Origin of the sequence: Streptomyces sp. NPDC127190 (assembly GCF_042672505.1) — a bacterium.
Classification (GTDB): domain Bacteria; phylum Actinomycetota; class Actinomycetes; order Streptomycetales; family Streptomycetaceae; genus Streptomyces.
The window spans coordinates 17,592-44,044 of the sequence record NZ_JBHXVE010000019.1 but is presented as its reverse complement, the minus strand read 5'-3'; the positions used below and the strand labels follow the sequence as shown (position 1 = coordinate 44,044).

33 protein-coding genes are annotated in these 26,453 nt (G+C 71.5%); 13 read left to right on the top strand and 20 right to left on the bottom strand.

The genetic code is table 11. From position 1 onward, the window contains the following. Positions 1-22: 22 nt before the first annotated feature. Positions 23-949 carry a mycothiol synthase gene (mshD, locus tag ACFVIU_RS26525; protein WP_385845519.1) on the top strand — a complete coding sequence of 309 codons (927 nt, stop codon included), beginning with the start codon at positions 23-25 and terminating at the stop codon, positions 947-949. On the opposite strand, the gene ACFVIU_RS26520 is transcribed toward mshD, so the two are convergent. The 5 genes from ACFVIU_RS26520 to ACFVIU_RS26500 all read right to left on the bottom strand — a co-directional run bounded on the left by ACFVIU_RS26520 (position 906) and on the right by ACFVIU_RS26500 (position 5,912). Next, the gene (locus ACFVIU_RS26520) at positions 906-1,601 is read right to left on the bottom strand and encodes an ABC transporter (RefSeq protein ID WP_385845518.1); all 696 of its coding nucleotides are present in this window, start codon (positions 1,599-1,601) and stop codon (positions 906-908) included. The two genes, mshD and ACFVIU_RS26520, sit on opposite strands and share 44 nt — an antisense overlap. Further along, positions 1,589-3,118 (bottom strand): ABC transporter permease, encoded by a 1,530-nt coding sequence (locus ACFVIU_RS26515; protein ID WP_385845517.1) that lies wholly within the window; start codon positions 3,116-3,118, stop codon positions 1,589-1,591. Before ACFVIU_RS26515 ends, ACFVIU_RS26520 begins: the two co-directional genes overlap by 13 nt. Further along, positions 3,115-3,987 carry an ABC transporter ATP-binding protein gene (locus ACFVIU_RS26510; protein WP_385845516.1) on the bottom strand — a complete coding sequence of 291 codons (873 nt, stop codon included), beginning with the start codon at positions 3,985-3,987 and terminating at the stop codon, positions 3,115-3,117. Before ACFVIU_RS26510 ends, ACFVIU_RS26515 begins: the two co-directional genes overlap by 4 nt. 510 nt (positions 3,988-4,497) lie before the next feature. Further along, on the bottom strand, positions 4,498-5,364 hold the full coding sequence (locus tag ACFVIU_RS26505; RefSeq protein WP_385845515.1) for a zf-HC2 domain-containing protein: 867 nt from the start codon (positions 5,362-5,364) through the stop codon (positions 4,498-4,500). Next, positions 5,361-5,912: an RNA polymerase sigma factor gene (locus ACFVIU_RS26500; protein WP_385845514.1), complete on the bottom strand. Its 552-nt coding sequence runs from the start codon at positions 5,910-5,912 to the stop codon at positions 5,361-5,363. The genes ACFVIU_RS26505 and ACFVIU_RS26500 overlap by 4 nt, the downstream gene beginning before the upstream one ends. 123 nt (positions 5,913-6,035) lie before the next feature. Between ACFVIU_RS26500 and ACFVIU_RS26495 the strand changes: the two genes are divergently transcribed. From ACFVIU_RS26495 to ACFVIU_RS26470, 6 genes are all read left to right on the top strand, one after another. After that, positions 6,036-6,422: a GntR family transcriptional regulator gene (locus ACFVIU_RS26495; RefSeq protein WP_385845689.1), complete on the top strand. Its 387-nt coding sequence runs from the start codon at positions 6,036-6,038 to the stop codon at positions 6,420-6,422. Next, on the top strand, positions 6,419-7,294 hold the full coding sequence (locus ACFVIU_RS26490; protein WP_385845513.1) for an ABC transporter ATP-binding protein: 876 nt from the start codon (positions 6,419-6,421) through the stop codon (positions 7,292-7,294). Before ACFVIU_RS26495 ends, ACFVIU_RS26490 begins: the two co-directional genes overlap by 4 nt. Continuing rightward, the gene (locus ACFVIU_RS26485) at positions 7,291-8,271 is read left to right on the top strand and encodes an ABC transporter permease (RefSeq protein WP_385845512.1); all 981 of its coding nucleotides are present in this window, start codon (positions 7,291-7,293) and stop codon (positions 8,269-8,271) included. Before ACFVIU_RS26490 ends, ACFVIU_RS26485 begins: the two co-directional genes overlap by 4 nt. Before the next feature lie 108 nt (positions 8,272-8,379). After that, positions 8,380-10,734, top strand: a complete 2,355-nt coding sequence (locus ACFVIU_RS26480) for an RNA degradosome polyphosphate kinase (protein ID WP_385845511.1) — start codon at positions 8,380-8,382, stop codon at positions 10,732-10,734. Then, a complete protein-coding gene (locus ACFVIU_RS26475; protein WP_385845510.1) occupies positions 10,715-11,869 on the top strand; it encodes a CHAD domain-containing protein in 1,155 nt (384 codons plus the stop codon). Before ACFVIU_RS26480 ends, ACFVIU_RS26475 begins: the two co-directional genes overlap by 20 nt. Before the next feature lie 12 nt (positions 11,870-11,881). Then, positions 11,882-12,289, top strand: a complete 408-nt coding sequence (locus tag ACFVIU_RS26470; RefSeq protein WP_385845509.1) for an NUDIX hydrolase — start codon at positions 11,882-11,884, stop codon at positions 12,287-12,289. Here ACFVIU_RS26470 and ACFVIU_RS26465 read toward each other — a convergent pair. Further along, the gene (locus ACFVIU_RS26465; protein WP_385845508.1) at positions 12,271-12,444 is read right to left on the bottom strand and encodes a hypothetical protein; all 174 of its coding nucleotides are present in this window, start codon (positions 12,442-12,444) and stop codon (positions 12,271-12,273) included. The genes ACFVIU_RS26470 and ACFVIU_RS26465 overlap by 19 nt on opposite strands. Positions 12,445-12,602: 158 nt before the next feature. Here ACFVIU_RS26465 and ACFVIU_RS26460 point away from each other — a divergent pair, with 158 nt between their 5' ends. Continuing rightward, positions 12,603-13,487 (top strand): hypothetical protein, encoded by an 885-nt coding sequence (locus ACFVIU_RS26460; protein ID WP_385845507.1) that lies wholly within the window; start codon positions 12,603-12,605, stop codon positions 13,485-13,487. Positions 13,488-13,577: 90 nt separating this feature from the next. Then, positions 13,578-13,772 (top strand): hypothetical protein, encoded by a 195-nt coding sequence (locus tag ACFVIU_RS26455; RefSeq protein ID WP_385845506.1) that lies wholly within the window; start codon positions 13,578-13,580, stop codon positions 13,770-13,772. A gap of 9 nt (positions 13,773-13,781) precedes the next feature. Here the strand turns inward: ACFVIU_RS26455 and ACFVIU_RS26450 are convergent, their stop codons facing one another. Beyond that, positions 13,782-14,099: a metal-sensitive transcriptional regulator gene (locus ACFVIU_RS26450; RefSeq protein WP_385845505.1), complete on the bottom strand. Its 318-nt coding sequence runs from the start codon at positions 14,097-14,099 to the stop codon at positions 13,782-13,784. Between the two features lie 209 nt (positions 14,100-14,308). Between ACFVIU_RS26450 and ACFVIU_RS26445 the strand changes: the two genes are divergently transcribed. Both ACFVIU_RS26445 and ACFVIU_RS26440 read left to right on the top strand, forming a co-directional pair. Next, entirely contained in the window at positions 14,309-14,929 is a 621-nt protein-coding gene (locus tag ACFVIU_RS26445; protein WP_015493282.1) for a DUF47 domain-containing protein, read from the top strand. Positions 14,930-14,936: 7 nt separating this feature from the next. Further along, positions 14,937-15,935, top strand: a complete 999-nt coding sequence (locus ACFVIU_RS26440) for an anion permease (protein ID WP_385845504.1) — start codon at positions 14,937-14,939, stop codon at positions 15,933-15,935. A gap of 85 nt (positions 15,936-16,020) precedes the next feature. Here ACFVIU_RS26440 and ACFVIU_RS26435 read toward each other — a convergent pair whose 3' ends face one another. The 8 genes from ACFVIU_RS26435 to ACFVIU_RS26400 form a co-directional block, all read right to left on the bottom strand. Continuing rightward, entirely contained in the window at positions 16,021-16,449 is a 429-nt protein-coding gene (locus ACFVIU_RS26435) for a hypothetical protein (protein WP_385845503.1), read from the bottom strand. A 79-nt stretch (positions 16,450-16,528) separates the two neighbouring features. Continuing rightward, a complete protein-coding gene (locus ACFVIU_RS26430) occupies positions 16,529-16,969 on the bottom strand; it encodes a hypothetical protein (protein ID WP_385845502.1) in 441 nt (146 codons plus the stop codon). A 41-nt stretch (positions 16,970-17,010) separates the two neighbouring features. Continuing rightward, a complete protein-coding gene (locus ACFVIU_RS26425) occupies positions 17,011-17,184 on the bottom strand; it encodes a hypothetical protein (RefSeq protein WP_385845501.1) in 174 nt (57 codons plus the stop codon). 32 nt (positions 17,185-17,216) lie between these two features. Continuing rightward, the gene (locus tag ACFVIU_RS26420; protein ID WP_385845500.1) at positions 17,217-18,047 is read right to left on the bottom strand and encodes a helix-turn-helix domain-containing protein; all 831 of its coding nucleotides are present in this window, start codon (positions 18,045-18,047) and stop codon (positions 17,217-17,219) included. Further along, positions 18,044-18,532 (bottom strand): DUF6879 family protein, encoded by a 489-nt coding sequence (locus ACFVIU_RS26415; RefSeq protein WP_385845499.1) that lies wholly within the window; start codon positions 18,530-18,532, stop codon positions 18,044-18,046. Before ACFVIU_RS26415 ends, ACFVIU_RS26420 begins: the two co-directional genes overlap by 4 nt. Positions 18,533-18,557: 25 nt before the next feature. Further along, the gene (locus tag ACFVIU_RS26410; RefSeq protein WP_385845688.1) at positions 18,558-18,749 is read right to left on the bottom strand and encodes a hypothetical protein; all 192 of its coding nucleotides are present in this window, start codon (positions 18,747-18,749) and stop codon (positions 18,558-18,560) included. A gap of 101 nt (positions 18,750-18,850) precedes the next feature. Next, positions 18,851-19,048, bottom strand: a complete 198-nt coding sequence (locus tag ACFVIU_RS26405; protein ID WP_385845498.1) for a DUF397 domain-containing protein — start codon at positions 19,046-19,048, stop codon at positions 18,851-18,853. Between the two features lie 9 nt (positions 19,049-19,057). Then, positions 19,058-19,909, bottom strand: coding sequence for a helix-turn-helix domain-containing protein (locus ACFVIU_RS26400; RefSeq protein ID WP_385845497.1), 852 nt, complete (start codon positions 19,907-19,909; stop codon positions 19,058-19,060). Between the two features lie 224 nt (positions 19,910-20,133). Here ACFVIU_RS26400 and ACFVIU_RS26395 point away from each other — a divergent pair, with 224 nt between their 5' ends. Beyond that, a complete protein-coding gene (locus ACFVIU_RS26395) occupies positions 20,134-20,610 on the top strand; it encodes an ATP-binding protein (protein WP_385845496.1) in 477 nt (158 codons plus the stop codon). A 13-nt stretch (positions 20,611-20,623) separates the two neighbouring features. Here the strand turns inward: ACFVIU_RS26395 and ACFVIU_RS26390 are convergent, their stop codons facing one another. Then, entirely contained in the window at positions 20,624-21,505 is an 882-nt protein-coding gene (locus ACFVIU_RS26390; RefSeq protein ID WP_385845495.1) for an NAD(P)-dependent oxidoreductase, read from the bottom strand. A gap of 97 nt (positions 21,506-21,602) precedes the next feature. Here ACFVIU_RS26390 and ACFVIU_RS26385 point away from each other — a divergent pair, with 97 nt between their 5' ends. Continuing rightward, a complete protein-coding gene (locus tag ACFVIU_RS26385; RefSeq protein WP_385845494.1) occupies positions 21,603-21,944 on the top strand; it encodes a winged helix-turn-helix transcriptional regulator in 342 nt (113 codons plus the stop codon). Between the two features lie 95 nt (positions 21,945-22,039). Here the strand turns inward: ACFVIU_RS26385 and pstB are convergent, their stop codons facing one another. The 4 genes from pstB to pstS all read right to left on the bottom strand — a co-directional run bounded on the left by pstB (position 22,040) and on the right by pstS (position 26,170). Next, positions 22,040-22,816 (bottom strand): phosphate ABC transporter ATP-binding protein PstB, encoded by a 777-nt coding sequence (gene pstB, locus ACFVIU_RS26380; protein WP_385845493.1) that lies wholly within the window; start codon positions 22,814-22,816, stop codon positions 22,040-22,042. A gap of 33 nt (positions 22,817-22,849) precedes the next feature. Beyond that, on the bottom strand, positions 22,850-23,911 hold the full coding sequence (gene pstA / locus ACFVIU_RS26375; RefSeq protein WP_385845491.1) for a phosphate ABC transporter permease PstA: 1,062 nt from the start codon (positions 23,909-23,911) through the stop codon (positions 22,850-22,852). Beyond that, positions 23,908-24,918, bottom strand: a complete 1,011-nt coding sequence (gene pstC, locus ACFVIU_RS26370; RefSeq protein ID WP_385845490.1) for a phosphate ABC transporter permease subunit PstC — start codon at positions 24,916-24,918, stop codon at positions 23,908-23,910. The genes pstA and pstC overlap by 4 nt, the downstream gene beginning before the upstream one ends. A gap of 121 nt (positions 24,919-25,039) precedes the next feature. Continuing rightward, positions 25,040-26,170 (bottom strand): phosphate ABC transporter substrate-binding protein PstS, encoded by a 1,131-nt coding sequence (pstS, locus tag ACFVIU_RS26365; protein WP_385845489.1) that lies wholly within the window; start codon positions 26,168-26,170, stop codon positions 25,040-25,042. Between the last annotated feature and the right edge of the window lie 283 nt (positions 26,171-26,453).

Genomic DNA, 26,453 nt, shown 5'->3' with positions numbered 1-26,453 from the left:
CCGGCCGACTACCCTCGTACCCATGAGCAGCGACGACACCGTACGTGCCTTCCCCTCCCGCTCCATCGAGACCTACTCCGCGCTCACCCCGGACCAGGCCGAGGCCGTGCTCGGGCTGATCGCCGAGGCCGCGCGGGTCGACGGCCAGCAGCCGGTGTCCGAGCAGGGCCGGCTGCAACTGCGCGGGGGTGCCCGCGAGGGCGTCGCGCACCTGCTGCTGAGCGTCGACGGCGAACTCGTCGGCTACGCCCAGCTGGAGGACACCGACCCGGTGGAGGCACCGGCCGCCGAGCTGGTCGTCCACCCGGGACAGCGCGGCCACGGGCACGGCCGGGCGCTCGGCACCGCGCTGCTCGCCGCGTCCGGCAAGCGGCTGCGGGTGTGGGCGCACGGCGGGCACGCCGCCGCCCGGCATCTCGCGCAGGTGCTCGGCCTCACCCTGTTCCGCGAACTGCGCCAGATGCGGCTCCGGTTGGCGGACCTGGAGCTGCCCGACCCGGTGCTGCCCGCGGGCGTGACCGTGCGCGCCTTCGTGCCCGGCAAGGACGACGCGGCCTGGCTAGCGGTCAACGCGGCCGCCTTCGCCCACCACCCCGAACAGGGCTCGCTGACCCAGCGGGACCTCGACGACCGCAAGGCCGAGCCGTGGTTCGACCCGGCCGGGTTCTTCCTCGCCGAGCGGGACGGGGAGCTGATCGGCTTCCACTGGACCAAGGTGCACGCGGCGGAGCAGCTCGGCGAGGTGTACGTCGTCGGTGTGCGCCCCGGTGAGCAGGGCGGCGGCCTCGGCAAGGCGCTCACCACGATCGGCCTGCGCCACCTGGCCGACCGGGGCCTGCCGACCGCGATGCTCTACGTCGACGCCGACAACAAGGCGGCCGTGTCGGTGTACGAACGGCTGGGCTTCACGACGTACGAGACCGACCTGATGTACCGCACCGAGACCTGAGCGCCCCGGCCCGGCGCCGCAGCGGCTCCCTGAGCGCCACCGCGCCCACCGCCAGCGCGCCCGCCAGCAGCCACGCCCAGCGCTGGTGCGCCCCGGCCCACCCCGGGTCGGCCGGGGTGGTGAACAGGCCCCAGCTGTGGGGCAGCAGGAAGGGCGCGAGGAGGGCGGTGGTGAGCAGGGCCGCCACCACCGTGCGGCCGGGTTCCGGCTCGTCGGTCAGGCGGCCGGCGACCGTGGCCGCGGCCAGCCCGAGGGCGCAGGCGGCGGCCGCCTCCAGGGTGACGCCCCCGTACGGCGGCCGGACCGGGCCGGGTACCAGCAGCAGCGCGGCCGTCCAGCACAGCGCCAGGAAGGGCACCGCCAGCGCGGCCCGCAGCACGGCACGGACACCCCGGCCGACCGGGACCGCGGCCGTGGTGTGCCGGGCGGGGTCGTCCAGCAGGAAGCCGACGCCCAGGGCGAGCGCGAGGGCGGCACAGCGCAGCATGAGCAGCGCGGCGAGGGGACCGGGCCTGCCGGCGTCCAAGCGGGCGACCGCGAGGGGCACCAGCCCGGTCACCGCGGCGGTCCCGAGCGCCCGCCAGGGCAACATCCGCCACACCGCCGCCCCCAACGCCCCCAGGCCGTCCCGCAGCTTCGTCACGTGCCGCATCGGTCCGCCCCCACCGTCACCTTCGCACCCAGCAGCCGCGCCGCCTCGGACGTGGAGACGCCGGGGGCGGTCAGCTCGTCCCAGTGGGCCTTCATCCGCGCCGCCACGCTGTACAGCGGCCGGTGGAACAGCGCCCGCACCACCTTGGTCTGGGCGCCCGTCATGCGCAGCGGCTCGGTCCGGGAGAGCACGACCGCGTCGCCGGAGAGGCTGTCGTCCAGCCGTACGTGCCGCAGTTCGGTCTCCGGGTCGGACTGCCAGGCCAGGGACAGCCACATCACGGTGACCATCCGCCCGTCGCACAGCCGGCTCGCCGCCCGCTCGTCGCCCGCGACCAGCACCCCGGCCACGGCCGTGGAGAACTCCGGGACCCGGTTGCCGCCCCAGGCGGTGCCCACGGTCACCTGGTGGCGGCGGGTCGCGGGGGCGAGCGCCGAGTCCACGTCGAGGCCGTAGCGCGCCTCCAGCCGCTGTCGTACCAGCAGCGGCCGGCCGTGCGCGTCGCCGCCCGCGAGAGCCTGCACCCGGTCCACGATCCGCGCCCAGTCCGCGACGCGGGGCGTCCACTCGGGGAAGGCGCAGTAGGAGGACGGTCCCCGTCGTACACAGGTCTGGTCGGCCTCCGGGGTGAGCGAGGCCCGCGCCCGGGCGGCGGTCGTCGCGTCGGGCAGCGGCCCGGTCTGCACCACCCCGCCGAGCACGGTCGCGGCCAGCGCGAGGGCGAACGCCCCCCGTACGGCCCACGCCCGGCCGCCGGCGACCAGCACCGCGGCCAGCGTCAGCGTCAGCGCGAACCCGGCGAGATACAGGGCGTGCCAGCCGGCCGGGCGGGCCAGCAGGGCGGAGGGGAAGGGATGCACGCCGGACGTGGAGACCACCGGCAGCAGCCAGGCGGCCCCCCGTTCCCCGCCGAAGGGGAAGGCGGCGCCGACGAACAGCAGGAAGAACACCACGACCAGCATCGGCGCGACGGCGGTGAACGGCAGCAGCCGGGCCAGCAGCACCCCGGCCGCCCCGAACAGCAGCACCACCAGCGGCGCGACCAGCAGCTCGGCCACCGAACCCCGGCCCACCGCACCCGGCTTGAGCGCCTCCCAGCCGAACTGGACGGCCACGCCCACCGCGGTGACCAGCGCCACCGGTACGACGGACAGCGCGTGCGCGGCCGTGCGGTGGCCGGGCGGCAGCACCAGCACGGCGAAGTGGCGTTCGGTGTCCCGGCGCCGGGAGCGCAGCACGGCGTGGTTGGCGCACACCAGCACCACGAGGCCGACGAACAGCCCGCCGCCCTGGGTGGCGCGGTCGGCGTCCTGGAGGACCGGGTAGTCGTCCCCGGGCCGGGTGGTGTGCCAGCCGATCCAGGCCGCGCAGGCGGCGAGAACGACGAGGACGGGGACGCGCAGCAGCAGCCTGCGGCCCTCGAAGCGGGCGAGGGCGGCGACGGCCGCCCACGAGCCGCGGTTCCCGGTGCGTACGGCGGCGGCCGGGGCGGCGTTGCGGGTGAGGGCGGTGGTCATGCCGTCACCTCCGCGCGGTCGCCGTCGAGGGTGAGCAGATAGCCGTCCTCCAGGGTGGGTTCGAGCAGGTCGGCGCCCTCGGGCGGACGGCCGACGTTGCGGAAGGCGCCCGTACCGGTGCGCCAGCCGGCCTTCGCGCCGGGGTCGCGCTCGGTGCTGCTCCACACCCGTCCGGCGGCCCGTGCGGTCAGCTCGGCGGGGGTGCCGTCGAAGCGGATGCGTCCGCCGGCCATGACCAGCACGCGGTGGCAGAGCATCGCCACGTCCTCGGTCTGGTGGGTGGACAGCAGCACGGTCCGGCCCTCACCGGCGGATGCGATCAACTCCCTGAACCGCATGCGCTGTTCGGGGTCGAGGCCGACGGTCGGCTCGTCCAGCACCAGGAACCCCGGGTCGCCGACGAGCGCGGCGGCCAGCGCGACCCGCTGCCGCATGCCGCCGGACAGCTTCTTGATGCGCTTGCCGCGTACGTCGCCGAGGTCGACCTCCGCCAGGACGCGCCGCACCTCCTGGTGCCGGGCGGCGCGGTCGGTCATCTCCTTCAGGATCGCGACGTAGTCCACGAACTCGAACGGAGTGAAGTCCGGGTGGAAGCCGGGCGTCTGCGGCAGATAGCCGAGCACGCGCCGCACGTCCTGCCGGCCGCGGGCGGTGGCCGGGTCGTGGCCGAGCACCGTGAAGGCGCCCCGGTCGGCCGGTACGGCGGTGGCGAGCACCCGCAACAGGGTGGTCTTCCCGGCCCCGTTGGGACCGAGCAGCCCGGTGACGCCCGGCCGCAGCCGCAGCGCGACGTCGTCGAGGGCGCGGACGGCGCCGTAGCGCAGCTCCAGCCCGGAGGCGGAGACGGTGATCAGATCGGAGTCGGTCATACGGAACCCCCGTGGGTACAGGCGGAACGGTCGAAACGGTCATGAGCGGGGTACGGCGGCCCGGCGAGAGCGCACGGCACCCGGACGGGCCCGGCGACCCCGGCGAGAGCGCACGGCGCCTGCACGGGCCCAGCGGACCTGGCGAGGGCGCACGGCACCCGCACGGGCCCGGCGTTCCCGGCGAGGGCGCACGACACCCGCACGGGCCCGGCGTTCCCGGCGAGGGCGCACCGCACCCCCACCGGAACCCGCCCGGCCGCCACCCCCGTCACTCGGAACCCCCGTGTGCGAGGACCGAGCGGTCGAAACGGTCGGCAGCGAGGTACGGCGGGCTTGGCGGACCCGGCAAGGGCACACGGCACCCGGACGGCCCCGGCGACCCGGCAAGGGCACACGGCACCCGCACCGGCCCGGCGACCCCGGCAAGGGCACACGGCACCTGCACCGGCCCGGCGACCCCGGCAAGGGCGCACCGCACCCCCACCGGAACCCGCCCGGCCGCCACCCCCGTCACTCGGAACCCCCGTGTGCGAGAACCGAGCGGTCGAAGCGGTCGCGGGCGAGGTAGAGCAGCGCGGCGGCGAGCGCGGCGACCCCCGCCGCCACCCCCTGCCCGGCCGCGGTGAACGGCACCGGCACCCGGTCGCCGCCGCCCGGTGCCCCGCCTGCCGCCAGCAGCAGCACGGCCCAGGCCCCGCCGGTGAGCGAGGGGGCGAGGACGGGGCCGAGCCGGGGCGTCAGCGCGAGCCCGGTCGCGGTGAGCGCGAGCGAGGGCAGCAGCCAGCCGAGCGCGCCCAGCCCGAAGCCCGGCAGGAACAGCGTGGCCAGCCCGGTCAGGCCCAGCCCGGCGACGAGCACGGCGACCGTGCGGATCATCAGCAGCCGGAAGCCGTGCAGCGGCGCGACGACCGCCATCTCGTACGTCGGGTCCAGCGCGGGCCCGTAGGAGAGGGCGACCCCGGCGAGCGGCAGCAGCGGCGCCACGGCCAGGAAGAGCCGGTCCGAGTGCGCGGAGTGCGCGGTGAGCACCGACAGCGCCAGCAGCAGCGACACCGCGGTGAGCCAGGAGCGGCGCAGCACCGGGGTCGCGGCCAGCAGCCGGGCCGTGTGGTCGGCGGCCCCGAGCCGTACCAGCAGCCGCTCCAGCAGGCCAGGGCGCGGCGCGTCCAGCTCCGCGTCCAGCCGCGCCCAGCCCGCGTCCAGCGCCTCCGGGTCCGCGGCCTCGGCCAGCACCGACCGGCAGCGCGCGCAGCCGGCGAGATGGGTGTCGGCGGACCACAGCAGCGGGGCCACCAGCTCGCCGCGCGCATAGGCCCGCAACTCCTCCGACCCGAGATGCCAGGTCGCCCCGGCGCCTTCGGCCATGTCCCGGCTCATGCCAGCGCCTCCCGCAGTTGCTTCCGGGCGCGCATCGCCCGTGTCTTGACCGTGCCCGGGGGGATCCCGAGCAGGACGGCCGCCTCCCGCGTGGTCAGGCCGTCGACCACCGTCGCCTGGAGCACCGCCCGCAGCTCCGGGGAGAGCCGGACCAGCGCGCCCGCCAGATCCCCGTGCTCCACCCCGGCCAGCACCCGCTCCTCGGCGGACACCTCGTCCCGGTGGCGCAGCCGGGCCAGCGCCTGCCGCAGCCGGCCGCGGGCCCCGTCGCCGCGCAGCGCGTCGACCAGCCGGCGCGCCGCGATCCGCCACAGCCATCCGGCGGCGTCCGGGGCGGACCCGTCCTCGCGGTAGCGGGCCTTGCCCCGCCAGATGCCGAGGAACGTCTCCTGTACGACGTCGTCCACGAGCCCGGGGTCGGCGCAGCGGCCGCGCAGCCGCGCGGTCAGCCAGGGCGCGTACCGCCGGTACAGCTCCTCGAACGCGCGCCGGTCCCGGTCCGCCGCGATGGCCCGCAGCAGCTCCCCGTCGCTTCTCGTCTCGCTCACATCTCCTCATCGGACCGGACCGGCTGATCGGTTCACGGAACCACCGGGCAATTTCGGCTTGACTTCCGACCCCCGCTTCCACCACCCTTTCACTACTCAATTAGTGAAAGGGTGGTGGAGCGGGTGGTCGAGTACCGCATCGACCGGCACAGCGGGGTCGCCACCTACATGCAGATCGTCCAGCAGACCAAGCAGGCCATCCGGCTGAACCTGCTGGTGCCCGGCGACCGGCTGCCCACGGCCCGCGAGGTGGTCGAGGCCACCGCGATCAACCCCAACACCGTCCTCAAGGCCTACCGCGAACTGGAGCGGGAGGGCCTGGTCGAGGCGCGGCGCGGACTCGGCACCTTCGTCCGCCGGACGCTGGGCACCGCCCCGGCCGACTCCCCGCTCCGCACCGAGCTGGCGGACTGGGCCCGGCGCGCCCACGCGGCGGGCCTGGAGCGCGAGGACGTGGTTGCGCTCTTCACCGCCGTACTCGACACGCACTTCCAGGGAGAACAGTCATGAGCGGCACCGCGATCGAGGCGGAAGGCCTCGGCAGGCGCTTCGGACGCCGGGGAGGCTGGGGCCTGCGCGACTGCGCCTTCCGGCTCCCCACCGGGCGGGTGTGCGCGCTCGTCGGGCCGAACGGCGCCGGCAAGTCCACCCTCCTCGCCCTCGCCGCCGGACTGCTCCCGCCCACCGAAGGGCGGCTCCGGGTGCTCGGCACGACCCCCGCCGCGGCCCGCCCCCGGGTCGGCTTCGTCGCCCAGGACAAGCCCCTGTACCCGCAGCTCACCGTCGCCGAGACACTGCGCATGGGCGCCGACCTCAACCCGGAGCGCTGGGACGCGGACCTCGCCGCGCGCGTGGTCGCCGCCGGCGACCTCGACCCCGGCACCCGGATCCGCTCCCTCTCCGGCGGCCAGCGCACCCGCGTCGCGCTCGCCCTCGCCCTCGGCAAACGGCCCGGACTGCTGCTCCTGGACGAACCGATGGCCGACCTCGACCCGCTGGCCCGGCACGACCTCATGGGCACGCTGATGTCCCAGGCCGCCCAGTACGGCACCACCATCGTGATGTCCTCGCACGTCGTCGCCGAGCTGGAGGACTCCTGCGACCATCTGCTGCTGGTCGGCGGCGGACGGATACGGCTGGCCGGGGAGATCGACGACCTGCTCGCCGCCCACCGCCGGGTCTCCGGCGCCGCCTCCGCCGACCTCGGCGCGCACACCGTGGTGGAGTCCCGGGTCACCGGCCGCCAGCTGAGCGCGCTGCTCCGCCCCACCGGACCGCTCCCCGCCGACTGGCGCACCACGGTGCCCTCGCTGGAGGAACTGGTCCTCGCCCATCTCCGCAACCCCGAGGCGCCGAGCCTCACCCAGGAGTGCGCCGCATGACCACCGCGACCATCGCCCCCGCCCGCACCACCCCGGCCCGCCCCCGCCAGGCCCGCTGGCTGCTGCGCCTGCACCGCCCCGCCCTGTACACCTGGGCGGCCCTGGTCGTCGCCCTGGCCGCCGCGCTGCTCGCGCTGCACGGCCCGCTCGCCGACGCGGCCGCCGACGGCTGGCGGCAGTACAACGCCTGTACGACCCCCCGCTGCCGGTACGACCAGTCGGCGATCATCCGCTACAAGGACGCCTACAACTGGCTCACCTACGCCCTGGACGCGCTGCCCCTCCTGGTCGCCGCCTGGGCGGGCGCCACGCTGACCGCCCGGGAACTGGAGACCGGCACCGCCCGGCTGGCCTGGACCCAGGCCGCCTCCCCCGCCCGCTGGCTCGCCGTACGGCTGGCCGTCCCCGCGGTCCTCGTCACCGCCGGCACCTCGCTGCTGTTCTGGCTGCACCGCCTCGCCTGGGAAGCGGGCCGGGGCCGTATCGACACCCGCAAGAGCTGGTACGACATCTGGACCTTCCACGCCAACGGCCCCACCATCGCCGCCCTGGCCCTCGCCGGGCTCGCGGCCGGCGCGCTGGCGGGCCTGCTGGTCCGCCGTACGCTGCCCGCGCTCGCCCTCGGCACGGCGGTCACCCTCGGTGTGCAGAGCCTCGCCCAGCAGCTGATGCCGCACCTGTGGCCCACGGTCACCCAGGTCAGCGACCTGAAGGCGGGCGGCCCCACGGGCGTGGGCATCTCCCTCGGCCAGGGCCTGGTCACCCGCACCGGCGCCCGGCTCCCGCTGCCGGACTGCCTCAGCGAGACCCAGTGCGACGCCGCCCTGCGCCGGGCGCACGCCGTCGGCTACTTCAACACCTACCACCCCGCCTCGCACTACTGGCCGCTCCAACTCCTCACCACCGCGCTGCTCCTCACCGCCGCCGCCCTGCTGGCGCTCGCCTCCTTCCGCGTGCTGCGCCGCCTCACCTCGTGAGCGCGGCCGGCGGCAACCCGCCGCCGGCCCCTCGGGAGCCGCCCCCCGCTATCCCGCACGTCATGTCGCCGTAACCAGTGATTCAGCCGGGCTTGCGACGCTCGGCCAATGAAGCCCGCCGTGCCTGAGCCTTCGCCGCCCCCCGAGGGGCCGGTGCCGAACGGGGTGGTGCCGCTGCCGCCCGCACGTTCCGACGCGCCTGTGATGCCCTCGGCGCGGAAGAATGGGTTCATGAGTCAGCAAGAAGCCCAGGCACCGGTCCAGCCCGCCCAGCCCCCCGTGGGCTCCATAGCCGCTCACCGCCCGCACACCGTGGCGGCGACCGTCTCCGACCTGGAACCCGACATCGACGCGGACCTCGACGCGTACGAGGAGTCCGCGACCGGCGGCACCCCCCTGCCGCAGGGCCGGTTCCTCGACCGGGAGCGCAGCTGGCTCGCCTTCAACGAGCGGGTGCTGGAGCTGGCCGAGGACCCGGACACCCCGCTGCTGGAGCGCGCCAACTTCCTCGCGATCTTCGCCAGCAACCTGGACGAGTTCTTCATGGTCCGGGTCGCCGGCCTGAAGCGCCGTATCGCCACCGGGGTGGCCACCCGGTCCGCCTCCGGGCTCCAGCCACGCGAGGTCCTGGAGATGATCTGGGCCCGCTCGCGCGAGCTGATGGCCCGGCACGCCGCCTGCTACCACGAGGACGTCGCCCCCGCGCTCGCGGAGGAGGGCATCCACCTGGTCCGCTGGAACGAGCTGACCGACAAGGAGCAGGCCAGCCTGTTCACGCTGTTCCGGCACCGCATCTTCCCCGTGCTCACCCCGCTGGCCGTCGACCCGGCGCACCCCTTCCCGTACATCTCCGGCCTGTCCCTGAACCTGGCCGTGATCGTGCGCAACCCGGTCAGCGGCCACAAGCACTTCGCGCGTGTGAAGGTGCCGCCGCTGCTGTCCCGCTTCCTGGAGAGCAGCCCCGGCCGGTACGTCCCCGTCGAGGACGTCATCGCCGCGCACCTGGAAGAGCTGTTCCCCGGCATGGAGGTGCTGGAGTCCCACGCCTTCCGGCTCACCCGCAACGAGGACCTGGAAGTGGAGGAGGACGACACCGAGAACCTCCTCCAGGCCCTGGAGAAGGAACTGATGCGGCGCCGCTTCGGGCCGCCCGTGCGCCTGGAGGTCGAGGAGTCCATCGACCGCGAGGTACTGGACCTGCTGGTCCGCGAGCTGAAGATCTCCGAGGCGGAGGTCTACCCGCTGCCCGGCCCGCTGGACCTCACCGGCCTCTTCCGCATCCACAGCCTCGACCGGCCGGAACTGAAGTACCGGAAGTTCGTCGCCGGCACCCACCGCGACCTCGCCGAGGTCGAGTCCGCGTCGGCCCCCGACATCTTCGCCGCCCTGCGCGCCCGGGACGTCCTGCTGCACCACCCGTACGACAGCTTCTCCACCTCCGTGCAGGCCTTCCTGGAGCAGGCGGCGGCCGACCCGGACGTCCTCGCCATCAAGCAGACCCTGTACCGCACCTCCGGCGACTCCCCCATAGTCGACGCGCTCATCGACGCCGCCGAGTCCGGCAAGCAGGTCCTGGTCCTGGTCGAGATCAAGGCCCGCTTCGACGAGCACGCCAACATCAAGTGGGCGCGCAAGCTGGAGGAGGCCGGCTGCCACGTCGTCTACGGCCTGGTCGGCCTGAAGACCCACTGCAAGCTGTCCCTGGTGGTCCGCCAGGAGGGCGACACCCTGCGCCGCTACAGCCACGTCGGCACCGGCAACTACCACCCGAAGACCGCCCGGCTGTACGAGGACCTCGGCCTGCTCACCGCCGACCCGCAGGTCGGCGCGGACCTCTCCGACCTCTTCAACCGGCTGTCCGGCTACTCGCGCCGCGAGACCTACCGCCGGCTGCTGGTGGCCCCCAAGTCGCTGCGCGACGGCCTGGTCTCGCGGATCGACAAGGAGGTCCAGCACCACCGCGCGGGCCGCCCGGCCTTCGTCCGCATCAAGGTCAACTCGATGGTGGACGAGGCGGTCATCGACGCCCTCTACCGCGCGTCCCAGGCGGGCGTGCCGGTGGACGTCTGGGTGCGCGGCATCTGCGCGATCCGCCCCGGCGTCGCGGGCCTGTCGGAGAACATCCGGGTCCGCTCCGTCCTCGGCCGCTTCCTGGAGCACTCCCGGGTCTTCGCCTTCGGCAACGGCGGCGAGCCCGAGGTGTGGATCGGCAGCGCCGACATGATGCACCGCAACCTCGACCGCCGGATAGAGGCCCTGGTCCGGGTCGTCGACCCCGGCCACCGCGCAGCCCTCAACCGGCTGCTGGACACCGGCATGTCCGACTCCACCGCCTCCTGGCACCTCGGCCCGGACGGCGAGTGGACGCGACACGCGACCGACGCGGACGGCCAACCCCTGCGCAACGTCCAGGAGATGCTCATAGACGCCCGGAGGCGCCGGCGTGGCACAGCAACACCTTGACCCGACGGACCCCGCGGCCGGGGTGGTGACCGGGGACGCCCTCGCGGCGTATCTGCGCACCCAGGCCACGGAGTTCCTCCGCGCGCTGCGCCTGCACCGGGAGACCGGCGGCAGCGCGGCCGGCGGCACGGAGGAGACCGTCGACGCGGCCCTGCTGCTGCGCCGCTCGGCCCGTCGTATCAGCGCCAGCCTGCACACCTTCCGCACCCTCCTCGACCCCGACTGGGCCGAGGAGATGCGGCCCGAACTGGCCTGGGTCTCCGGCACCCTGGCCCTGGAACACGCCTACGAGTCCCGCCTGGAGCGGCTGCTGCTGGCGCTGCACCGGCTGTCGGGGGCGACGGTGTTCCCGGCCCAGGCGATGGCGGACGGCCGCCCCGGAGGAGCCCAGGCCCTGGCCGACGGCCGGGCCGGAGGCGCCTCGGCCAAAGCTGCGGGCGCCTCGGCCACGGCCGCGCGGACACTGGACACCGCCGCCGGCCCGGCCCGCGCCACAGCGGCCCCGGAGCGCGGCAACCTCACCGTGGGCGCGGCGAAGGCGGGCGCCCTCCTGGACCGCCAGCTCACCCTCGCCCGGACCAGGGCGCACTCCACGGCCCTCCAGGCCCTGGGCTCCAGCCGCTTCCACGCCGTGGCCGACAAGGTGGCCTTACTCGCCAGCGAGGTGCCACTCACCGCCGGCGCCTCCGACACCGGCCTGCACCCCCTGGCCAGGGCCGCCGAGGAACGCCTCACGGACGCCGTCGTCGCCCTGCCCCTGGTCACCGCCGGCCACCCCTACAACGCGGAGGCCCTGGTCCACGGCCTGTCCCCGGACCCGTCCCCGCACCCCCAGGACGGCCCCTGGCACCAGGTCCGCCTGCTGCTGCGCCTGCACCGGTACGCCCAGGAGGTGCTGCACGGCGGCAACACCCCGGTGGACGTACGGCTGCTGACCGCGGGCCGGGCCCTGAACCGGCACCGGGACGCCTCGGAGGCGGCGGCCGCGGCGGCCCAGGCGGCCCGCACCCCGCGGATCGCCCCGGCGACGGCCTACGCCCTCGGTGTCCTCCACGCCGACCAGCGGCACGAGGTCGAGGCGGCCAGGTTCGCCTTCCAGCAGGCCTGGCAGAAGCAGACGGTCGGCACTCCCTAGACAGGAGGCGGTGTGAACGACACCCCGGTCCGGGCGGCGGGCTGCGTCCTGTGGCGCCGCTCGCCCCTCACCGGCGAGCTGGAGATCTGCCTGGTCCACCGACCCAAATATGACGATTGGTCGCATCCGAAAGGCAAGCTCAAGCGGGGCGAGGACGCGCTCGCGGGCGCCCTGCGCGAGGTCGCCGAGGAGACCGGCTACACGGCGCGGCCCGGCCCCGAGCTGCCCACCCTGCACTATCTGGCGGGCGGCCGCCCGAAGCAGGTGCGGTACTGGGCGGCCGAGGCGGTCTCCGGCCACTTCACGCCGAACGCCGAGGTCGACCGGGTCCGCTGGCTCTCCCCGGAGGAGGCCCGCGCCCGGCTCACCCAGCCCCGCGACCGGGACCTGGTGGACGCCTTTCACAGCTCGGCGGCGTGATGCTCCGCGTCCGTACGCGCCTGGCTGCGGGCTCTGCGGGCGGGGCCGCGCCAGCCGCAACTGCACCGGGCCACACAGAAACGGCCCTGTTCCATCGTCGAGGTGAGGTGCTCCTGCCCCTGTCGGACCCGCTCCGGCCCGTCCTCCTGCGCCACCCCGACAACGTTACCCACCCGAGGTAAAAGGCTCGTACGGTCGTATGCCTTTTGCTCCTCCCCCCGTACCGACGGCGCGTGACGGCACCCCCTACCGGTCGTTAACCGGTCGACAGGTGGGCCCGTGACGGACGTACCCGGCTGGGGGTAGGCAGGCGATGGATCGGCGGCAGCGGTGGCGCGCGGGCAGGACGGTCCTCGCCCTGGGGATCGTGCTGGGCCTCGGATCGGGCACCTCGGGCTGTTCCGGCAGCGGCGCCGCCGCCGAGGCCGCCAAGGGCGCCGGCGACCCGGTGCCCCTGCTGCACCGGGCGGCCGACAACCTCGCCGGAGCGGGCACGTCGAAGGCCACCACCTCCATGGAGATGGCCACCGGCGGCACCCGGGTCACCATCCGCGGCAAGGGCGTCTACGACTACCGGCGCCACCTCGGCCGACTCACCGTCGTCCTGCCCGAGGACCCGGCCGGCGCCCCGGAACACCGGCCCATCACCGAGCTGCTGGCGCCGGGCGCGCTGTTCATGAAGAACCGCGGCGCCGGGGTGCCGGCCGACAAGTGGGTACGGGTGGACACCGCCGGCCTCTCCGACGGCAACCTGGTCACCGGCGGCGCGACCGACCCGTACACGGCGGCGGAGGTGCTGCGCGGGACGCGCGAGGCGACGTACCTGGGCCCGGCCGAGGTCGCCGGGACCGCGGTACGGCACTACCGGGGCACGGCGGACCTGGCCCGCGCCGCCCGGTACGCGGGCCCGCCCGACCGGGCGGCGCTCGCCGCCGCGGCGAAAGGGTTCGCCACGGCCGAGGTGCCGTTCGACGCCTATCTGGACGACCAGGGCCGGATCCGCAAGCTCAGGCAGCGCTTCAGCTTCGTCAACGGCCGGCAGCAGACGCCCGTGGCGGTCGCCTCGACGACCCTGCTGTACGACTTCGGCAGCCCCGCCGACGTACGGCTTCCGGCCGGCCGGGACATCTACGCGGGCCGGATCGCGGAGGACGGCGGAGAGGAGGGGGGAAGGGGCGGTGCCAGGGGCCGCGACTAGTCCGTGCCGCCACCCCCTACTAGCCCGTCCGTGCCATGCGCGGTGCGTAGGGAGCTCCCTACCCTAGGAAGCGGTGACGGCAGAGAAGAGGTGAGACGAGTGGCTCCGGTCGGCGGCACGGCGGTTCAGGACCACGTGGCCCTCGCCGAGATCGAGCTGTGCGGAGAGCTGATCATCGCGGCCTCGGCCGCAGAGGACCGGCTCAGCCCGGAGCGCATCGACCAGGTGCTCCGCGTCTCGGAGGACCGCCCCGCCCCCCAGCAGCCGGTTTCAGCCACCCGCTGACGCCTCGGCTCAGGTGCGCAGCAGCCGCCCGATCGCCTTGGTCGCCTCTTCCACCTTCGCCTCGATCTCGTCCCCGCCCTTCAGCGCCGCGTCGGCGACACAGTGCCGCAGATGCTCCTCCAGCAGCTGGAGCGCGAACGACTGGAGCGCCTTGGTGGAGGCGGAGACCTGGGTGAGTATGTCGATGCAGTAGGTGTCCTCGTCCACCATGCGCTGCAACCCGCGGATCTGCCCCTCGATCCGGCGCAGCCGCTTGAGGTGCTCGTCCTTCTGCTTGTGGTAGCCGTGCGTGGTGGCGTGCGTGGCGCCGGCCTCGGTCGTCGTCATCGCGGGCCTCCGTCCAGGGACGAGCAATTGTGAACACATACCCCCATTGGGTATATGGTAACCAACTTCGCGGGGTAGGGACCCCTTGGTACGCCCCCGTGCTGATCACTGTGCCTGATGGGCGACACTGGGGGACGGCCCATTAGCCGTGGCCGGATGATGCGCCTAGCATCAGCCTGACCGAAACCGAAGCACCCCGAGGACCACACGTGCGCTTTCGTCTGACCCCCAGGGAGACGAGCTTCTACGACATGTTCGCCGCATCCGCGGACAACATCGTCACGGGCTCGAAACTCCTGATGGAACTGCTCGGGGCGGACTCGTCCGCCCGGGCCGAGATCGCAGAGCGTATGCGGGCCGCGGAACACGCAGGTGACGACGCCACGCATGCGATCTTCCACCAGCTGAACTCCTCGTTCATCACGCCGTTCGACCGCGAGGACATCTACGCCCTCGCCGGTTCCCTGGACGACATCATGGACTTCATGGAGGAGGCCGTCGACCTCGTCGTCCTCTACAACGTCGAGGAGCTGCCGAAGGGCGTCGAGCAGCAGATCGAGGTCCTCGCGCGCGCGGCCGAGCTGACCGCGGAGGCGATGCCGAACCTCCGCACGATGGACAACCTGACCGAGTACTGGATCGAGGTCAACCGCCTCGAGAACCAGGCCGACCAGATCCACCGCAAGCTGCTGGCCCACCTCTTCAACGGCAAGTACGACGCGATCGAGGTGCTCAAGCTCAAGCAGATCGTGGACGTCCTGGAAGAGGCGGCGGACGCGTTCGAGCACGTGGCGAACACGGTGGAGACCATCGCCGTCAAGGAGTCCTGAGGCGTCGATGGCCACCCTCGCCCTGGTCGTGACCATCGCGGTCGCGCTCCTCTTCACGTACACCAACGGCTTCCACGACTCGGCGAACGCGATCGCGACGTCCGTGTCGACCCGCGCCCTCACCCCGCGCGCCGCCCTCGCCATGGCGGCCGTGATGAACCTGGCCGGCGCCTTCCTCGGCTCCGGGGTCGCCAAGACGGTCAGCGAGGGCCTGATCGAGTCGCCCTCCGGCTCCACCGGCATGGGCATCCTCTTCGCCGCCCTCGTCGGCGCCATCGCCTGGAACCTGGTCACCTGGTACTACGGCCTGCCGTCCTCCTCCTCCCACGCGCTGTTCGGCGGCCTGGTGGGCGCGGCCCTGGCGGGCGGTACGGCGGTCCACTGGAACGGCGTCGTCGACAAGATCATCATCCCGATGATCCTGTCCCCCGTGGTCGGCCTGATCATCGGCTATCTGGCGATGCTGGCGATCATGTGGCTGTTCCGCCGCGCCAACCCGCACAAGGCGAAGCGGGGCTTCCGCATAGCGCAGACGGTGTCGGCGGCCGGTATGGCCCTCGGTCACGGCCTCCAGGACGCCCAGAAGACGATGGGTGTCGTGGTGATGGCCCTGGTGATCTCCGGCCACACCACCTTCGGCGCCCCGATCCCGGTCTGGGTGAAGATCGTCTCGGCGGTCATGCTGTCGCTCGGCACCTACGCCGGCGGCTGGCGCATCATGCGCACCCTCGGCCGCAAGATCATCGAGCTGGACCCGCCGCAGGGCTTCGCCGCGGAGGCCACCGGCGCGTCGATCATGTTCGGTACGGCGTTCCTCTTCAAGGCGCCGATCTCCACCACCCATGTCATCACCTCGGCGATCATGGGCGTCGGCGCGACCAAGCGGGTCAACGCGGTCCGCTGGGGCGTGGCCAAGAACATCGTCCTGGGCTGGTTCATCACCATGCCGGCAGCAGCCCTGGTGGCAGCAGCGGCCTTCGGCATCCTCAAACTGACGGTGCTGTAACGCCTCTCCCCCACACCTGACCCACCCGCCCCAAATCGACCTGGAGGCGGGTGGGCTGCTTTATGGGCTTTACGGCCCCCGGCCATCACTCCCCATACTGCGGATACCAGGTACGCCTCGCCGCGACCTGCTCGCCACTCAGCTCCGGCACCGCGAGATCCCCAGTGACCAGCACATCCTGGTTGCACCAGGACCCACCCAACTCCACGACCCAGCCGCCCGGCTCCATCACCCAGTCGGCGTCGGCGAGCTTCACGACGACACCGCTCCCGCAGATGAACGCCCGGGACGCCTGCGACACGATCCACTCGGCCTTCCTGGTCTCGCTCACCCCGTCACCGTGGCACCGCCCCGCCATCCGCCACAGCACCCGCCACCCGACCCCGGGGGTCAGTGGCCCCACATAGGCCACCTGACGGTCGTCCACAAGGACGGAGGAGTAGCCGAAGACGGGCCCGAACAGCGAGAAGACGGTCACCCTCCCCCACCCCTTGGCTCCCTCGGCAGTCGCCATGAGAACTCCCTTTTTGCCACCTGACGTCCGGAATTTCCGAGGGCCGGACTCTAGCGGTGGGCACTGACAACGCCCGGTGTCAGCAGCAGGGGCCGTCGCCGCAGCAGGCCGGCTCGTTGCACTCCGCCTTGGCGCCCCACAGGGACTCGTCGACCTCGTAGCCGTGGGCCCGGATCCTGGACACCACGTCCGCCATCGTGGCGCGGTCCCGGTAGCGGGACTTGGGGGCATGGTGGATGAACCGGTCGTACCGGGTCAGGCAGAACTCGGCGTACTCCTCCGTATGCAGCATGAACGTGTGCCAGCCCGGATCCACGACCCTGGACGGCGACATCGCCTCGCCGGTCACACCCATGACATCCACGAACGCCAGCGCCTCGCTCATGATCCGCTCGGCCAGGGAACGCTCATACCCGTACTCCTCGGCGCAGAAGTCCGTCATCCGCTCGAACAACTCGGGCGCCACGAGATCCCGGCCGCGACGCGAGGCGACGGCCGTCCTGTCAGGAGCCACAGTCATAGAGTTTCCTCCCCTTCTTCCATGTGATCCGATCCGTCACGTCAGTGCGCCTGCTGCTGGTGTCGACGCAGCAGCACATTGGCGTCGGTCACAGCGCTGAGATTTCCGCAGGAGCGTGCGTTCGTCCGCTCGACGGCCAAGGACAGGCACGTCGGGCAACTCGGCCTGGGCGACGGCTCGCCGACCAACACCAGCCCGTACTCGTCGCTCTCCATGGCCCCATCTTCGACAGGCCAGGGACACCGCTCTAGTCGGTTTCCTGTTCCCTCAAGAACTCATCCCGGACGTCTTCGACCAAGCTCCGCATGGCATCCCCGGAAATGGCGACGCGGGCAAACTGCTCGAATTTCTCGACGTAGAGGGCGACATCTCGCGGATCGGTCACCGCCAGCTCCGCATGCACGGTCTCCACCGTCACCATCCGATCATCCTTGATCGAGAAGGAGTGGCTGGGGAAATCAGTCTGCCGCGCGGACAGCGGCACAATCCTCAGATCGACGCTGGGAAGTCGCGAAACGGAAATGATCCTGTCGAGCTGTCCGGCCATCATCAGTGGTGGGACGATTCTCCACCGCAGTACCGACTCAGTGACAACGAAGCGAAGCCGCCGACCCGGCCCGTACAGAATGCTCTGCCTCGCGAGCCGTGCCCCTACCGCCCGGGCAAGCTGGTCCGCAGTGAGACCTTTACGACCGAGGACGGCCTGGATGTATTCCGGTGTTTGCAGAAGACCCGGCACAAGCGCGGGCTGAAAGAGCCGCAGCAGAGTCGTACGGGCTTCGATCGCCTGGATCTGCTGCTGCTTCCGGTGATATCCGAGCCGCCGGTACAGACGCCAGGCCGTCGCCTCCGTCGCCGCTGCCCGAGCGGCCGTCATGTACTCGGCCTTGACGTCCTCGGAGACACCCAAGGCGGTAAGGATCTGTTCCACGTCCACGACGCTCGGCATGATGCCGCCGTTCTCGATCTTGGACAGCTTGGAACCGGACATGGCCGCTCTGCGGGCGACGGTCTTGGCTTCCTTTCCGGATGCCTGCCGCAGCGCCCGCAGAGCGGAACCCAGCTCGCCCTTGTTCACTCTCCGTGCCGTGCCCACCATTCCGTGAACGGAACGGCGTGCGCCAGCGCCGTGTCGCGGTAGGCCCGGAGTTCAGCCAGCCCTTCCTCCTCCGCGAACGCACTCCCGAGATACTTCCCTGCGCGGTCGTACGCCATCACTGCCGCAGCGGTGTCGTCGAACATCCAGAAGTCGGGCGCATCAGGGATCGGGTTCGCCTGCTCGGTGGTGTCGAGGATGAAGAACTCCTCACCGGCGGCCATGTTGCGCCGGTATCCCCAGGACAACTCGAACCGGAGATAGTCGCTGAGCGGGCGGGACAGTACATGCACGCGGTACACACGCTTACCCGCCCTGGTGGCCTCCCCGACCGTTGTCAGCCATGCGGCCGTCTTGTACGACTCCGGCTGCTCCTGCCCTGCCAGGAAGGCCTGGTAGGCCTCGACACCGCCCGACTGGCTGTAGTCGTCGAACGTCTCCAGCCGGAACGCTTCGCGCTCGAACACGGTGAACCATTCTCCGAGCGTCCGGCTAGACGAGGTGGTCACGGACAGCCTTTCGGATCAGTGCGACGGGGATCTCCACGAGGGCCTCGTGCGCCGGAACGTCCCGACCGTGGTCGGCCAGCAGGGCGCCCTGCACCACCAAGGTCCCCCGGTCGGTGGCATACAGCGTCGGACACTCGCCTTCATCGCAGTCCCCCACCAGCCGAGTCAGCTTCACCACCGCAGGCTCCTCCCACATGTGGACCGGTCGTCACCACTGATCGTCCCGACCCCGTCCCACGCCCGGCAAGAGCCCTCGGTTTCCGCTTCTGGAAACCGTCAACGAACTGCGTCCGCGCCTCCGGCTTCCGCCAGGTACCGGAGGAAGTCCGCCCAGGAGACGGGGGCGATGGTGAGGTGAGCCATGGCGGGGCTCTTGGAGTCTCGGATATGGAGCCCTGCGCGAGTGGTCGCTATCTCGACGCAGTTGGCGGCTTCCGCGCTGTACGTGGACTTCTGCCAGGTGACCTCGGACATGGCGGCTCCTCAAAGTTCCTTTGCGATACGGCGGATGAGATCCCGGGACTCGGGTTCGGGCAGAGCACGCGACTCCATGCGGTCCAGTACCGACCGATAGCGGTGCAACTGTGCCTCCGCGTCCAGGAACTCGCAGCCGTGGTCCGTGTCCAGGACGACCGTGTCGAGTTGTGGAACCGGCCCGGTCGCGTAGGTGATCGGCTGGCCGGAGGCGGGAAAACCGGTCTGTCCGAACGGCAGCACGAGCACGGTGATCGTGGGCTCGTCGCTCATTTCCAGGAGGTGGCGAAGCTGAGCACGGGCAATCTCGGCACCGCCGAATCCCATGCGCAGCGCGGCCTCGTGGACGATGGCCGTGTAACGGGTGGGGGTGTCTTCGAACAGAACCATCTGCCGCTTCACGCGGTAGGAGACGCGATGCTCGATCTCGTACGGGCGAAGCGGCGGTACGGCTTCTCGCATGGTGGCGCGGGCGTGCTCCGGTGTCTGGAGCAAGCCAGGCATGTGAACAGTGACAGCCACCCGCATCGTCACGGCATGGTGTTCGAGTTCGGCGAGGTCCAGCAGGCCGGCCGGCAGGTTGCCGCGATACTCCTCCCACCACCCCCGCGTCCGCGCACCCGTCATGCCGGCGAGCGCGTCGACATACGCCTCGTCGGCGCAGCTGTAGTTGCGGGCCAGTGTGCGCACACGATCGGCACTCACCGCGTAGCGCCCGGCCTCGATGTTGCTGATCCGGGCTTGCGGAGCGCCGAGGAGCGCGGCAGCCGCCGTTGACGTGAGTCCGGCACGTTCTCGGAGCTTGCGCAGCTCGGCACCCAGGCGCTGCTGGCGAAGGGTCGCGGTAGGGGCGGGCGGCATGGCGGCGTTCTCCTCGACACGGGCCTTCTACGTCACTCACACGGGTGGCAATTGGTAGATCTTCTACGATTCCATGGAATACCTACCAGCGCCCTCGCTATGTTATCTGCGTCAGCCGCCCAACTCCTCCCGCTCCTCAGCCGGAAGCGCACCCACAGAGGCAAGCCACCGCAGGGCGAAGCAGTTGCGCGAAGCCAAGTTCCCTTCTCTGGACGGAGGTCTTCATGGGCACCGTATCCCTGCCCGACACCTGGGTGTACGCCCTTCGCCTGCCTCACGATCCCCGAGCAGTGCGCGTCGCACGGGTGACCGCCCGGGCCATCCTGAACGAGCACGGCAGAAACGAAGTTCTCGACCCTGTCGAACTGTTGACGTCCGAGCTGGTCACCAACTCCTACCGGCACACCGACGGCCCCGCTTCCCTTCGGCTCACCGCCCTCAGCGACGGGCGGATCCGGGTGGGCGTGTGGGACAGCCACCCCCGCGTACCCGCCCCTTTCGGTGCGCCGCCCCGGGATCGGGTTCCGCCTGCACCGGTCGGCGCCGAAGCGGGGCGGGGGCTGCACCTCGTACAGGAATGCGCCGACGCGTGGGGCGGGTGGCCGCTCGGTGACAGCCCGTTGGATCGGGGGGCGGGGAAGCTGCTGTGGTTCGAGGTGGGTGGGCAGCAGGCCGGAAGAGCACGGCCCACCCTGGACTGACAACGCCGGCTGGTCAGTGCACCAGCAGGTCGATCACCCCCGTCAGATCCTCCTCGCCGCTGCCCTCCGCCAGGCGGCGGCGCATCAGGTCGAAGTAGGGGATCAGCAGGTGTGGGCTGACGCCCTGTTCCTCGGCGGTGGTCAGGAAGGTCGGGGTGCCGGCTACCTGCATGGCGAGGTTGGAGACGACGTCCTCGGTGTAGTCGCCGCTGCGCAGATGGGCGGCGGTCTGGTGGACCGACGGGGCCATTGCGGCGAGCCAGTCGGCCAGCAGCGGGGCAAGGGACGCCGGGTCGATGTTCTCCTTGCGGATCAGTGCGAAGGCGTGTGCGGCGCCGGCGAACATCCCGTACATGGCGCTGAGCAGGGCCACGTCGTGCAGGGCCGCGAAGCCCGCGTCCTCGCCGACGTAGGTGGTGCCGGCGGGGACGGCCAGGGTCTCCTGGTGGCGCTCGAACAGCTCCCGCGAGCCGCTGTAGAAGACGTAGCCGCCGGCTTCGGGGACGCCGATCATCGGAGGGACGGCCATGATTCCGCCGTCCAGGTAGCGGGCGCCGCGCTCGCGGGCCCACGCGGCCCGGGCGCGGGCCTGGGCGGGGGTGCTGGTGGTCAGGTTGACCACGTCCTTGCCGGCCAGGTCGGTGTCGGCCAGCACCTCGTCGACCGAGGCGTCGTCCAGGAGACAGACGATGAGCAGGGTGGTCGCTGCGGCCGCCGCAGAGGCGTTGTCCGCGACCCGTGCGCCCTCGGCGGCGAGTGCCGTGGCGCGGGCCGGGGTGCGGTTCCAGACGGTGAGCGGGTGGCCGGCGGCGAGCCAGGCGCGGGCCAGCGCGGTGCCCATCGCGCCGAGGCCCAGCACAGTGACGGGAGTCTTCTCAACAGGGTTGCGTGTCATGCCGATTAGGCTCGTCACAGGGCCGGGGGTGATCAAGTACGCACTTGGTTGTGGGTGGTTACCCCGGGGTGAGCGAGCACGTCGGAAGGGTGGGGGCATGACGACGCTGAACCGGCCGGGCGCACCGGACGGACACGTCTGCGGGATCGACGCCGCGATGGAGGTGATCGGCGGCAAGTGGAAGGTGTTGATCCTCTGGGCGCTGCACGAGCACCCCCGCCGCCGCTTCGGCGAGCTGCGCCGGCTGCTTCCGGGGATCACCGAGAAGGTGCTGGCCTCCCATCTGCGTGAGCTGGAGGCGGACGGCGTCGTACACCGCGTCTCCTACGACGAGGTGCCGCCCCGCGTCGAGTACTCCCTGACCGCGGACGGGATGCGCCTCAACGACGCACTCGAGCCGCTGGCCGCCTGGGGACGCGAGCGCGGGGAACGCGCATAACGCAAGGGGCCCGCCCCCGGGAGTCAGGGGCGGGCCCTCTTGCGACCTCGCGGTGGCACCGCCATGCAGCACCGCGAGGGGTATCGGGGTCCGGCTCAGCCGAAGCGGCCGGAGATGTAGTCCTCCGTGGCCTGGACGGAGGGGTTGGAGAAGATGCGCTCGGTGTCGTCGATCTCGATCAGGCGGCCCGGCTGGCCGACCGCGGCCAGGTTGAAGAACGCCGTACGGTCCGAGACACGCGCCGCCTGCTGCATGTTGTGCGTCACGATGACGATCGTGAAGCGCTCCTTCAGCTCGCCGATCAGGTCCTCGATGGCGAGGGTGGAGATCGGGTCCAGGGCGGAGCAGGGCTCGTCCATCAGCAGGACCTTCGGCTCGACCGCGATCGCGCGGGCGATGCACAGACGCTGCTGCTGGCCGCCGGAGAGGCCGGAGCCCGGCTTGTTCAGGCGGTCCTTGACCTCGTTCCAGAGGTTCGCGCCCTTGAGCGACTTCTCGACGATGTCGTTCAGCTCGGACTTCTTGAAGTTGCCGTTGAGCCGCAGCCCGGCGGCCACGTTCTCGAAGATCGACATGGTGGGGAAGGGGTTCGGGCGCTGGAAGACCATGCCCACCTCGCGCCGCACCGACACCGGGTCGACGCCCGTGCCGTAGAGGTCCTCGTCGTCCAGGAGCACCTTGCCCTCGACGCGGCCGCCCGGGGTGACCTCGTGCATCCGGTTGAGCGTGCGCAGGAACGTCGACTTGCCGCAGCCGGAGGGGCCGATGAACGCCGTTACCGAACGCGGCTCGACGGTCATCGAGATGTCCTCGATCGCCTTGTGGGAGCCGTAGTAGGCGGTCAGTCCGCTTACGTCGATTCGCTTGGCCATTACTACTTCACTTCCAGTCAGTCGCTGGCCGCGTCAGCGACCGGTCTTCGGGGCCTTCCAGCGGGCGATGCCGCGGGCCACCATGTTGAGGATCATCACGAAGGCGATCAGCGTGAGCGACGCCGCCCAGGCGCGGTCATAGGCCGCGGTGGAGCCGGAGCTGTTGGCGTACTGCTGGTAGATGTACAGCGGCAGCGCCTGCTGGGCCCCGGAGAAGGGGTTGGCGTTGATGAAGGAGTTGCCCCACACCAGCAGCAGCACCGGCGCCGTCTCACCCGCGATACGGGCGATGGCCAGCATGATGCCGGTGGTGATGCCGCCGATGGAGGTCGGCAGGACCACCTTCAGGATGGTGCGCCACTTCGGCACACCGAGCGCCAGGGACGCCTCACGCAGCTCGTTCGGGACGAGCTTCAGCATCTCCTCCGTGGAGCGGACCACGACCGGCATCATCAGGATGGCCAGGGCCAGCGAGCCGGCGAAGCCGAACGGCTGCATCTGGAACATCAGCATGATGCTGAGGATGAACAGACCCGCGACGATCGACGGGATGCCCGTCATCACGTCGACGAAGAAGGTGACCGCACGGGCGAGCTTGCCGCGGCCGTACTCCACCAGGTAGATCGCCGTGAGCACACCGATCGGGGCGCCGATCAGGGTGGCGAGACCCACCTGCTCCAGGCTGCCGAGGATGGCGTGGTAGATGCCGCCGCCCGGCTCGGAGTCGGCGACGACGCCCATGGAGTGGGAGAGGAAGTAGAAGTCGAGGACCTTCACACCGCGCTTGACGGTGGTCCAGATCAGCGAGACCAGCGGGATGACCGCGAGCAGGAAGGCGACCCAGACCAGCGCGGTGGCGATCCGGTCCTTGGCCTGCCGGCGGCCCTCGACGCGGGTGGCGATGACGAACGTGCCGAGCAGGAAGAGGAGCGCGGCGATCAGACCCCACTCCACCTTGCTGTGCAGTCCGGCGGCGAGGCCGATGCCCACCGCGACGGCGACGGAGCCGGCGGCGATCGCCCACGGCGACCACTTCGGCAGACGGGCGCTGCGCAGGCTGCCGGGCAGCTTGTCGGTGACGGCTGCGGTGCTCATGCGTTGGCCCCCGAGTACTCCTTGCGGCGGGCGATGATCGCGCGGGCCGCGCCGTTGACCAGCAGGGTGATGACGAACAGCACCAGACCGGAGGCGATGAGCGCGTCCCGGCCGTCCTGCGTCGCCTCGCCGAACTTGCTGGCGATGTTCTGGGCGAAGGTGCCGCCGCCCGGGTCGAGCAGGCTGCTCTGGATGTCGAAGGTCGGCGAGAGCACGGTGGCCACGGCCATCGTCTCGCCGAGGGCGCGGCCGAGGCCGAGCATGGAAGCGGAGATCACGCCGGAGCGACCGAAGGGCAGGACGGCCATCCGGATCACCTCCCAGCGGGTGGCGCCGAGGGCCAGGGCGGCCTCCTCGTGCATCCGCGGGACCTGCCGGAAGACCTCGCGGCTGACGTTGGTGATGATCGGCAGGATCATGATCGCGAGCAGCACGCCGACGGTGAGCATCGAGCGCGGCGCGCCGCCCTGCCAGGAGAAGATGCCCGTCCAGCCGAGGTAGTCGTTCAGCCAGCCGTACAGCCCGGTCATGTGCGGGACGAGGATCAGGGCGCCCCACAGGCCGTACACGATGGACGGTACGGCGGCGAGCAGGTCGATGACGTACGCGATGGCACCGCTCAGCCGGCGCGGGGCGTAGTGGGTGAGGAACAGCGCGATGGCGACCGCGACCGGCACGGCCAGGACCATGGCGATGACCGAGGAGACCACGGTGCCGAAGACCAGCACCGCGATGCCGAAGACCGGCGGCACGGTGTTGGTGTTCCACTCGAAGGTGGTCAGGAAGTTGCCGTGGTCCTTGCTGATCGCGAGCGAGGCACGGTAGGTGAGGAAGACCGCGATCGCGGCCATGACCACCAGCAGCAGGATGCCGGAGCCGCGGGACAGCCCGAGAAAGATGCGGTCACCGGGGCGGGTCGCGCCACGGGCGGCGAGCTTGTTCTCGGTCGCGGTCGGCTGGGGGATGGGGGGAGGTGCGTCGGTTGTCTTCGTCGTCGATATGTCCATCGGGATCTCCGGTCTGCGGAGCCGCCCACGTTCGGTGGGCGGCTCCTGGCGGCGGTGCACCGGACGGTGCGGCCCGGCCCGCGGAAAGGCCGTGGGAACCGGGCCGCACTCTCGGATCAGGTCAGCTCAGGCCCGCGATGGTGGAGCGGACCTTGCCGATGATCGCGTCGGGCATCGGCGCGTAGCTGATGCCGCTGAGGATCTTCTGGCCGTCCTCGGAAGCCATGTAGTTGAGGAAGGACTTCACGGTCGGCAGGGTGTCGGCCTTGTTGCCCTTGTCGCAGACGATCTCGTACGTCACCAGGGTGATCGGGTACGCGCCCTCGGCCTTGGTGGTGTAGTTGAGCTTCAGCGACAGGTCCTTGCCGGTGCCGACGACCTTGGCGTCCGCGATGGCCTTGGTGGCGCTGTCGGTGGTGGGGGCGACCGGCTGGGCGGCACCCGTGGCGATGCTGACCGCCTTGAGGCCGTCACCGACGTAGGACAGCTCGAAGTAGCCGATGGCGCCGTTGGTCTGCTTGACCTGCTGGGCCACACCGGAGGACTGGGCGGCGGACTGGCCGCCCTGGGCCTGCCAGGTCTTGCCGCCCGAGTACTTCCAGTTCTCCGGGGTGGCGGCCTTCAGGTACTTGGTGAAGTTGTCCGTGGTGCCGGAGTCGTCCGAGCGGTGGAAGGCCTGGATCTTCAGGTCGGGGAGCTTCGCCTTCGGGTTCAGCTTCGCGATCGCCGCGTCGTTCCAGTTGGTGATCTTGCCGTCGAAGATCTTCGCCAGGGTCGGGGCGTCGAGGACCAGGTTGTCCACGCCGTTCAGGTTGTAGCCGATCGCGATCGGGCCGCCGACCATCGGCAGGTCGATGCCCTGACCGCCGGAGCAGACCTTCTTGGAGGCGGCGACCTCTTCGGGCTTCAGCGCGGAGTCGGAGCCGGCCCACGGGATCTGGCCCTGGGTGAACGCGGTCACACCGGCGCCGGAGCCGCCCGCCTTGTAGTTGATCTGCACACCACAGGCCTGGGAGAAGTTCTTGACCCAGGCGTCGATCGCGTTCTTCTGCGCGGAAGAGCCGTCCGAGAGCAGCTGCCCCTTGGCACCGTCGCACTTGATGGAGCCGGCGGCGGGGGCGGACGAGTTACCGCCCGTCGAGCCGCTCTTGCCGGTGTCGTCGGAGCCGCACGCCGTCAGGGCCAGGGCGCCGGTGACGGCGACAGCACCGAGGGAAAGGGCCCGCAGCCGGTTCTTGCGCTGAAGCTTCACTTTTCGGGAGTTCCTTCCAGGAGCCGCCGCTGTCGGCGGCGCGCAAAGTCAGGTGACGGGAGCGCGCTTACGGCCGCACTCCTCATCCGGTACGGCCGAAATTAGGCAGAACAGGTGAAGCCGCCGATGGCCGGAAGTGAACGGGGAGTGAACCCCTGCCATCGGCCCGGTGAGGTCACGGAATGCTTACGGGGAGGGCACGTGGAGGTTCCGACGAGCGGGTTACACGCACGCGTATTCGATGCTCTTCACCCCTCCGGGGGAACCCCGCCGCCCGGGACGT

Excerpts from the sequence above, each read along its gene's own strand:
- ACFVIU_RS26520 (WP_385845518.1), bottom strand. The coding sequence starts at position 1,601 with ATGCGGCACGTGACGAAGCTGCGGGACGGCCTGGGGGCGTTGGGGGCG.
- ACFVIU_RS26440 (WP_385845504.1), top strand. The coding sequence starts at position 14,937 with ATGGCCACCCTCGCCCTGGTCGTGACCATCGCGGTCGCGCTCCTCTTC.
- ACFVIU_RS26450 (WP_385845505.1), bottom strand. The coding sequence starts at position 14,099 with ATGACGACGACCGAGGCCGGCGCCACGCACGCCACCACGCACGGCTAC.
- ACFVIU_RS26430 (WP_385845502.1), bottom strand. The coding sequence starts at position 16,969 with ATGACTGTGGCTCCTGACAGGACGGCCGTCGCCTCGCGTCGCGGCCGG.
- pstC (WP_385845490.1), bottom strand. The coding sequence starts at position 24,918 with ATGGACATATCGACGACGAAGACAACCGACGCACCTCCCCCCATCCCC.
- ACFVIU_RS26395 (WP_385845496.1), top strand. The coding sequence starts at position 20,134 with ATGGGCACCGTATCCCTGCCCGACACCTGGGTGTACGCCCTTCGCCTG.
- pstB (WP_385845493.1), bottom strand. The coding sequence starts at position 22,816 with ATGGCCAAGCGAATCGACGTAAGCGGACTGACCGCCTACTACGGCTCC.
- ACFVIU_RS26385 (WP_385845494.1), top strand. The coding sequence starts at position 21,603 with ATGACGACGCTGAACCGGCCGGGCGCACCGGACGGACACGTCTGCGGG.
- ACFVIU_RS26485 (WP_385845512.1), top strand. The coding sequence starts at position 7,291 with ATGACCACCGCGACCATCGCCCCCGCCCGCACCACCCCGGCCCGCCCC.
- mshD (WP_385845519.1), top strand. The coding sequence starts at position 23 with ATGAGCAGCGACGACACCGTACGTGCCTTCCCCTCCCGCTCCATCGAG.
- ACFVIU_RS26460 (WP_385845507.1), top strand. The coding sequence starts at position 12,603 with ATGGATCGGCGGCAGCGGTGGCGCGCGGGCAGGACGGTCCTCGCCCTG.
- ACFVIU_RS26515 (WP_385845517.1), bottom strand. The coding sequence starts at position 3,118 with ATGACCACCGCCCTCACCCGCAACGCCGCCCCGGCCGCCGCCGTACGC.
- ACFVIU_RS26480 (WP_385845511.1), top strand. The coding sequence starts at position 8,380 with ATGAAGCCCGCCGTGCCTGAGCCTTCGCCGCCCCCCGAGGGGCCGGTG.
- ACFVIU_RS26425 (WP_385845501.1), bottom strand. The coding sequence starts at position 17,184 with ATGGAGAGCGACGAGTACGGGCTGGTGTTGGTCGGCGAGCCGTCGCCC.
- pstA (WP_385845491.1), bottom strand. The coding sequence starts at position 23,911 with ATGAGCACCGCAGCCGTCACCGACAAGCTGCCCGGCAGCCTGCGCAGC.
- ACFVIU_RS26505 (WP_385845515.1), bottom strand. The coding sequence starts at position 5,364 with ATGAGCCGGGACATGGCCGAAGGCGCCGGGGCGACCTGGCATCTCGGG.
- ACFVIU_RS26510 (WP_385845516.1), bottom strand. The coding sequence starts at position 3,987 with ATGACCGACTCCGATCTGATCACCGTCTCCGCCTCCGGGCTGGAGCTG.
- ACFVIU_RS26390 (WP_385845495.1), bottom strand. The coding sequence starts at position 21,505 with ATGACACGCAACCCTGTTGAGAAGACTCCCGTCACTGTGCTGGGCCTC.
- ACFVIU_RS26405 (WP_385845498.1), bottom strand. The coding sequence starts at position 19,048 with ATGTCCGAGGTCACCTGGCAGAAGTCCACGTACAGCGCGGAAGCCGCC.
- ACFVIU_RS26400 (WP_385845497.1), bottom strand. The coding sequence starts at position 19,909 with ATGCCGCCCGCCCCTACCGCGACCCTTCGCCAGCAGCGCCTGGGTGCC.
- ACFVIU_RS26435 (WP_385845503.1), bottom strand. The coding sequence starts at position 16,449 with ATGGCGACTGCCGAGGGAGCCAAGGGGTGGGGGAGGGTGACCGTCTTC.
- ACFVIU_RS26490 (WP_385845513.1), top strand. The coding sequence starts at position 6,419 with ATGAGCGGCACCGCGATCGAGGCGGAAGGCCTCGGCAGGCGCTTCGGA.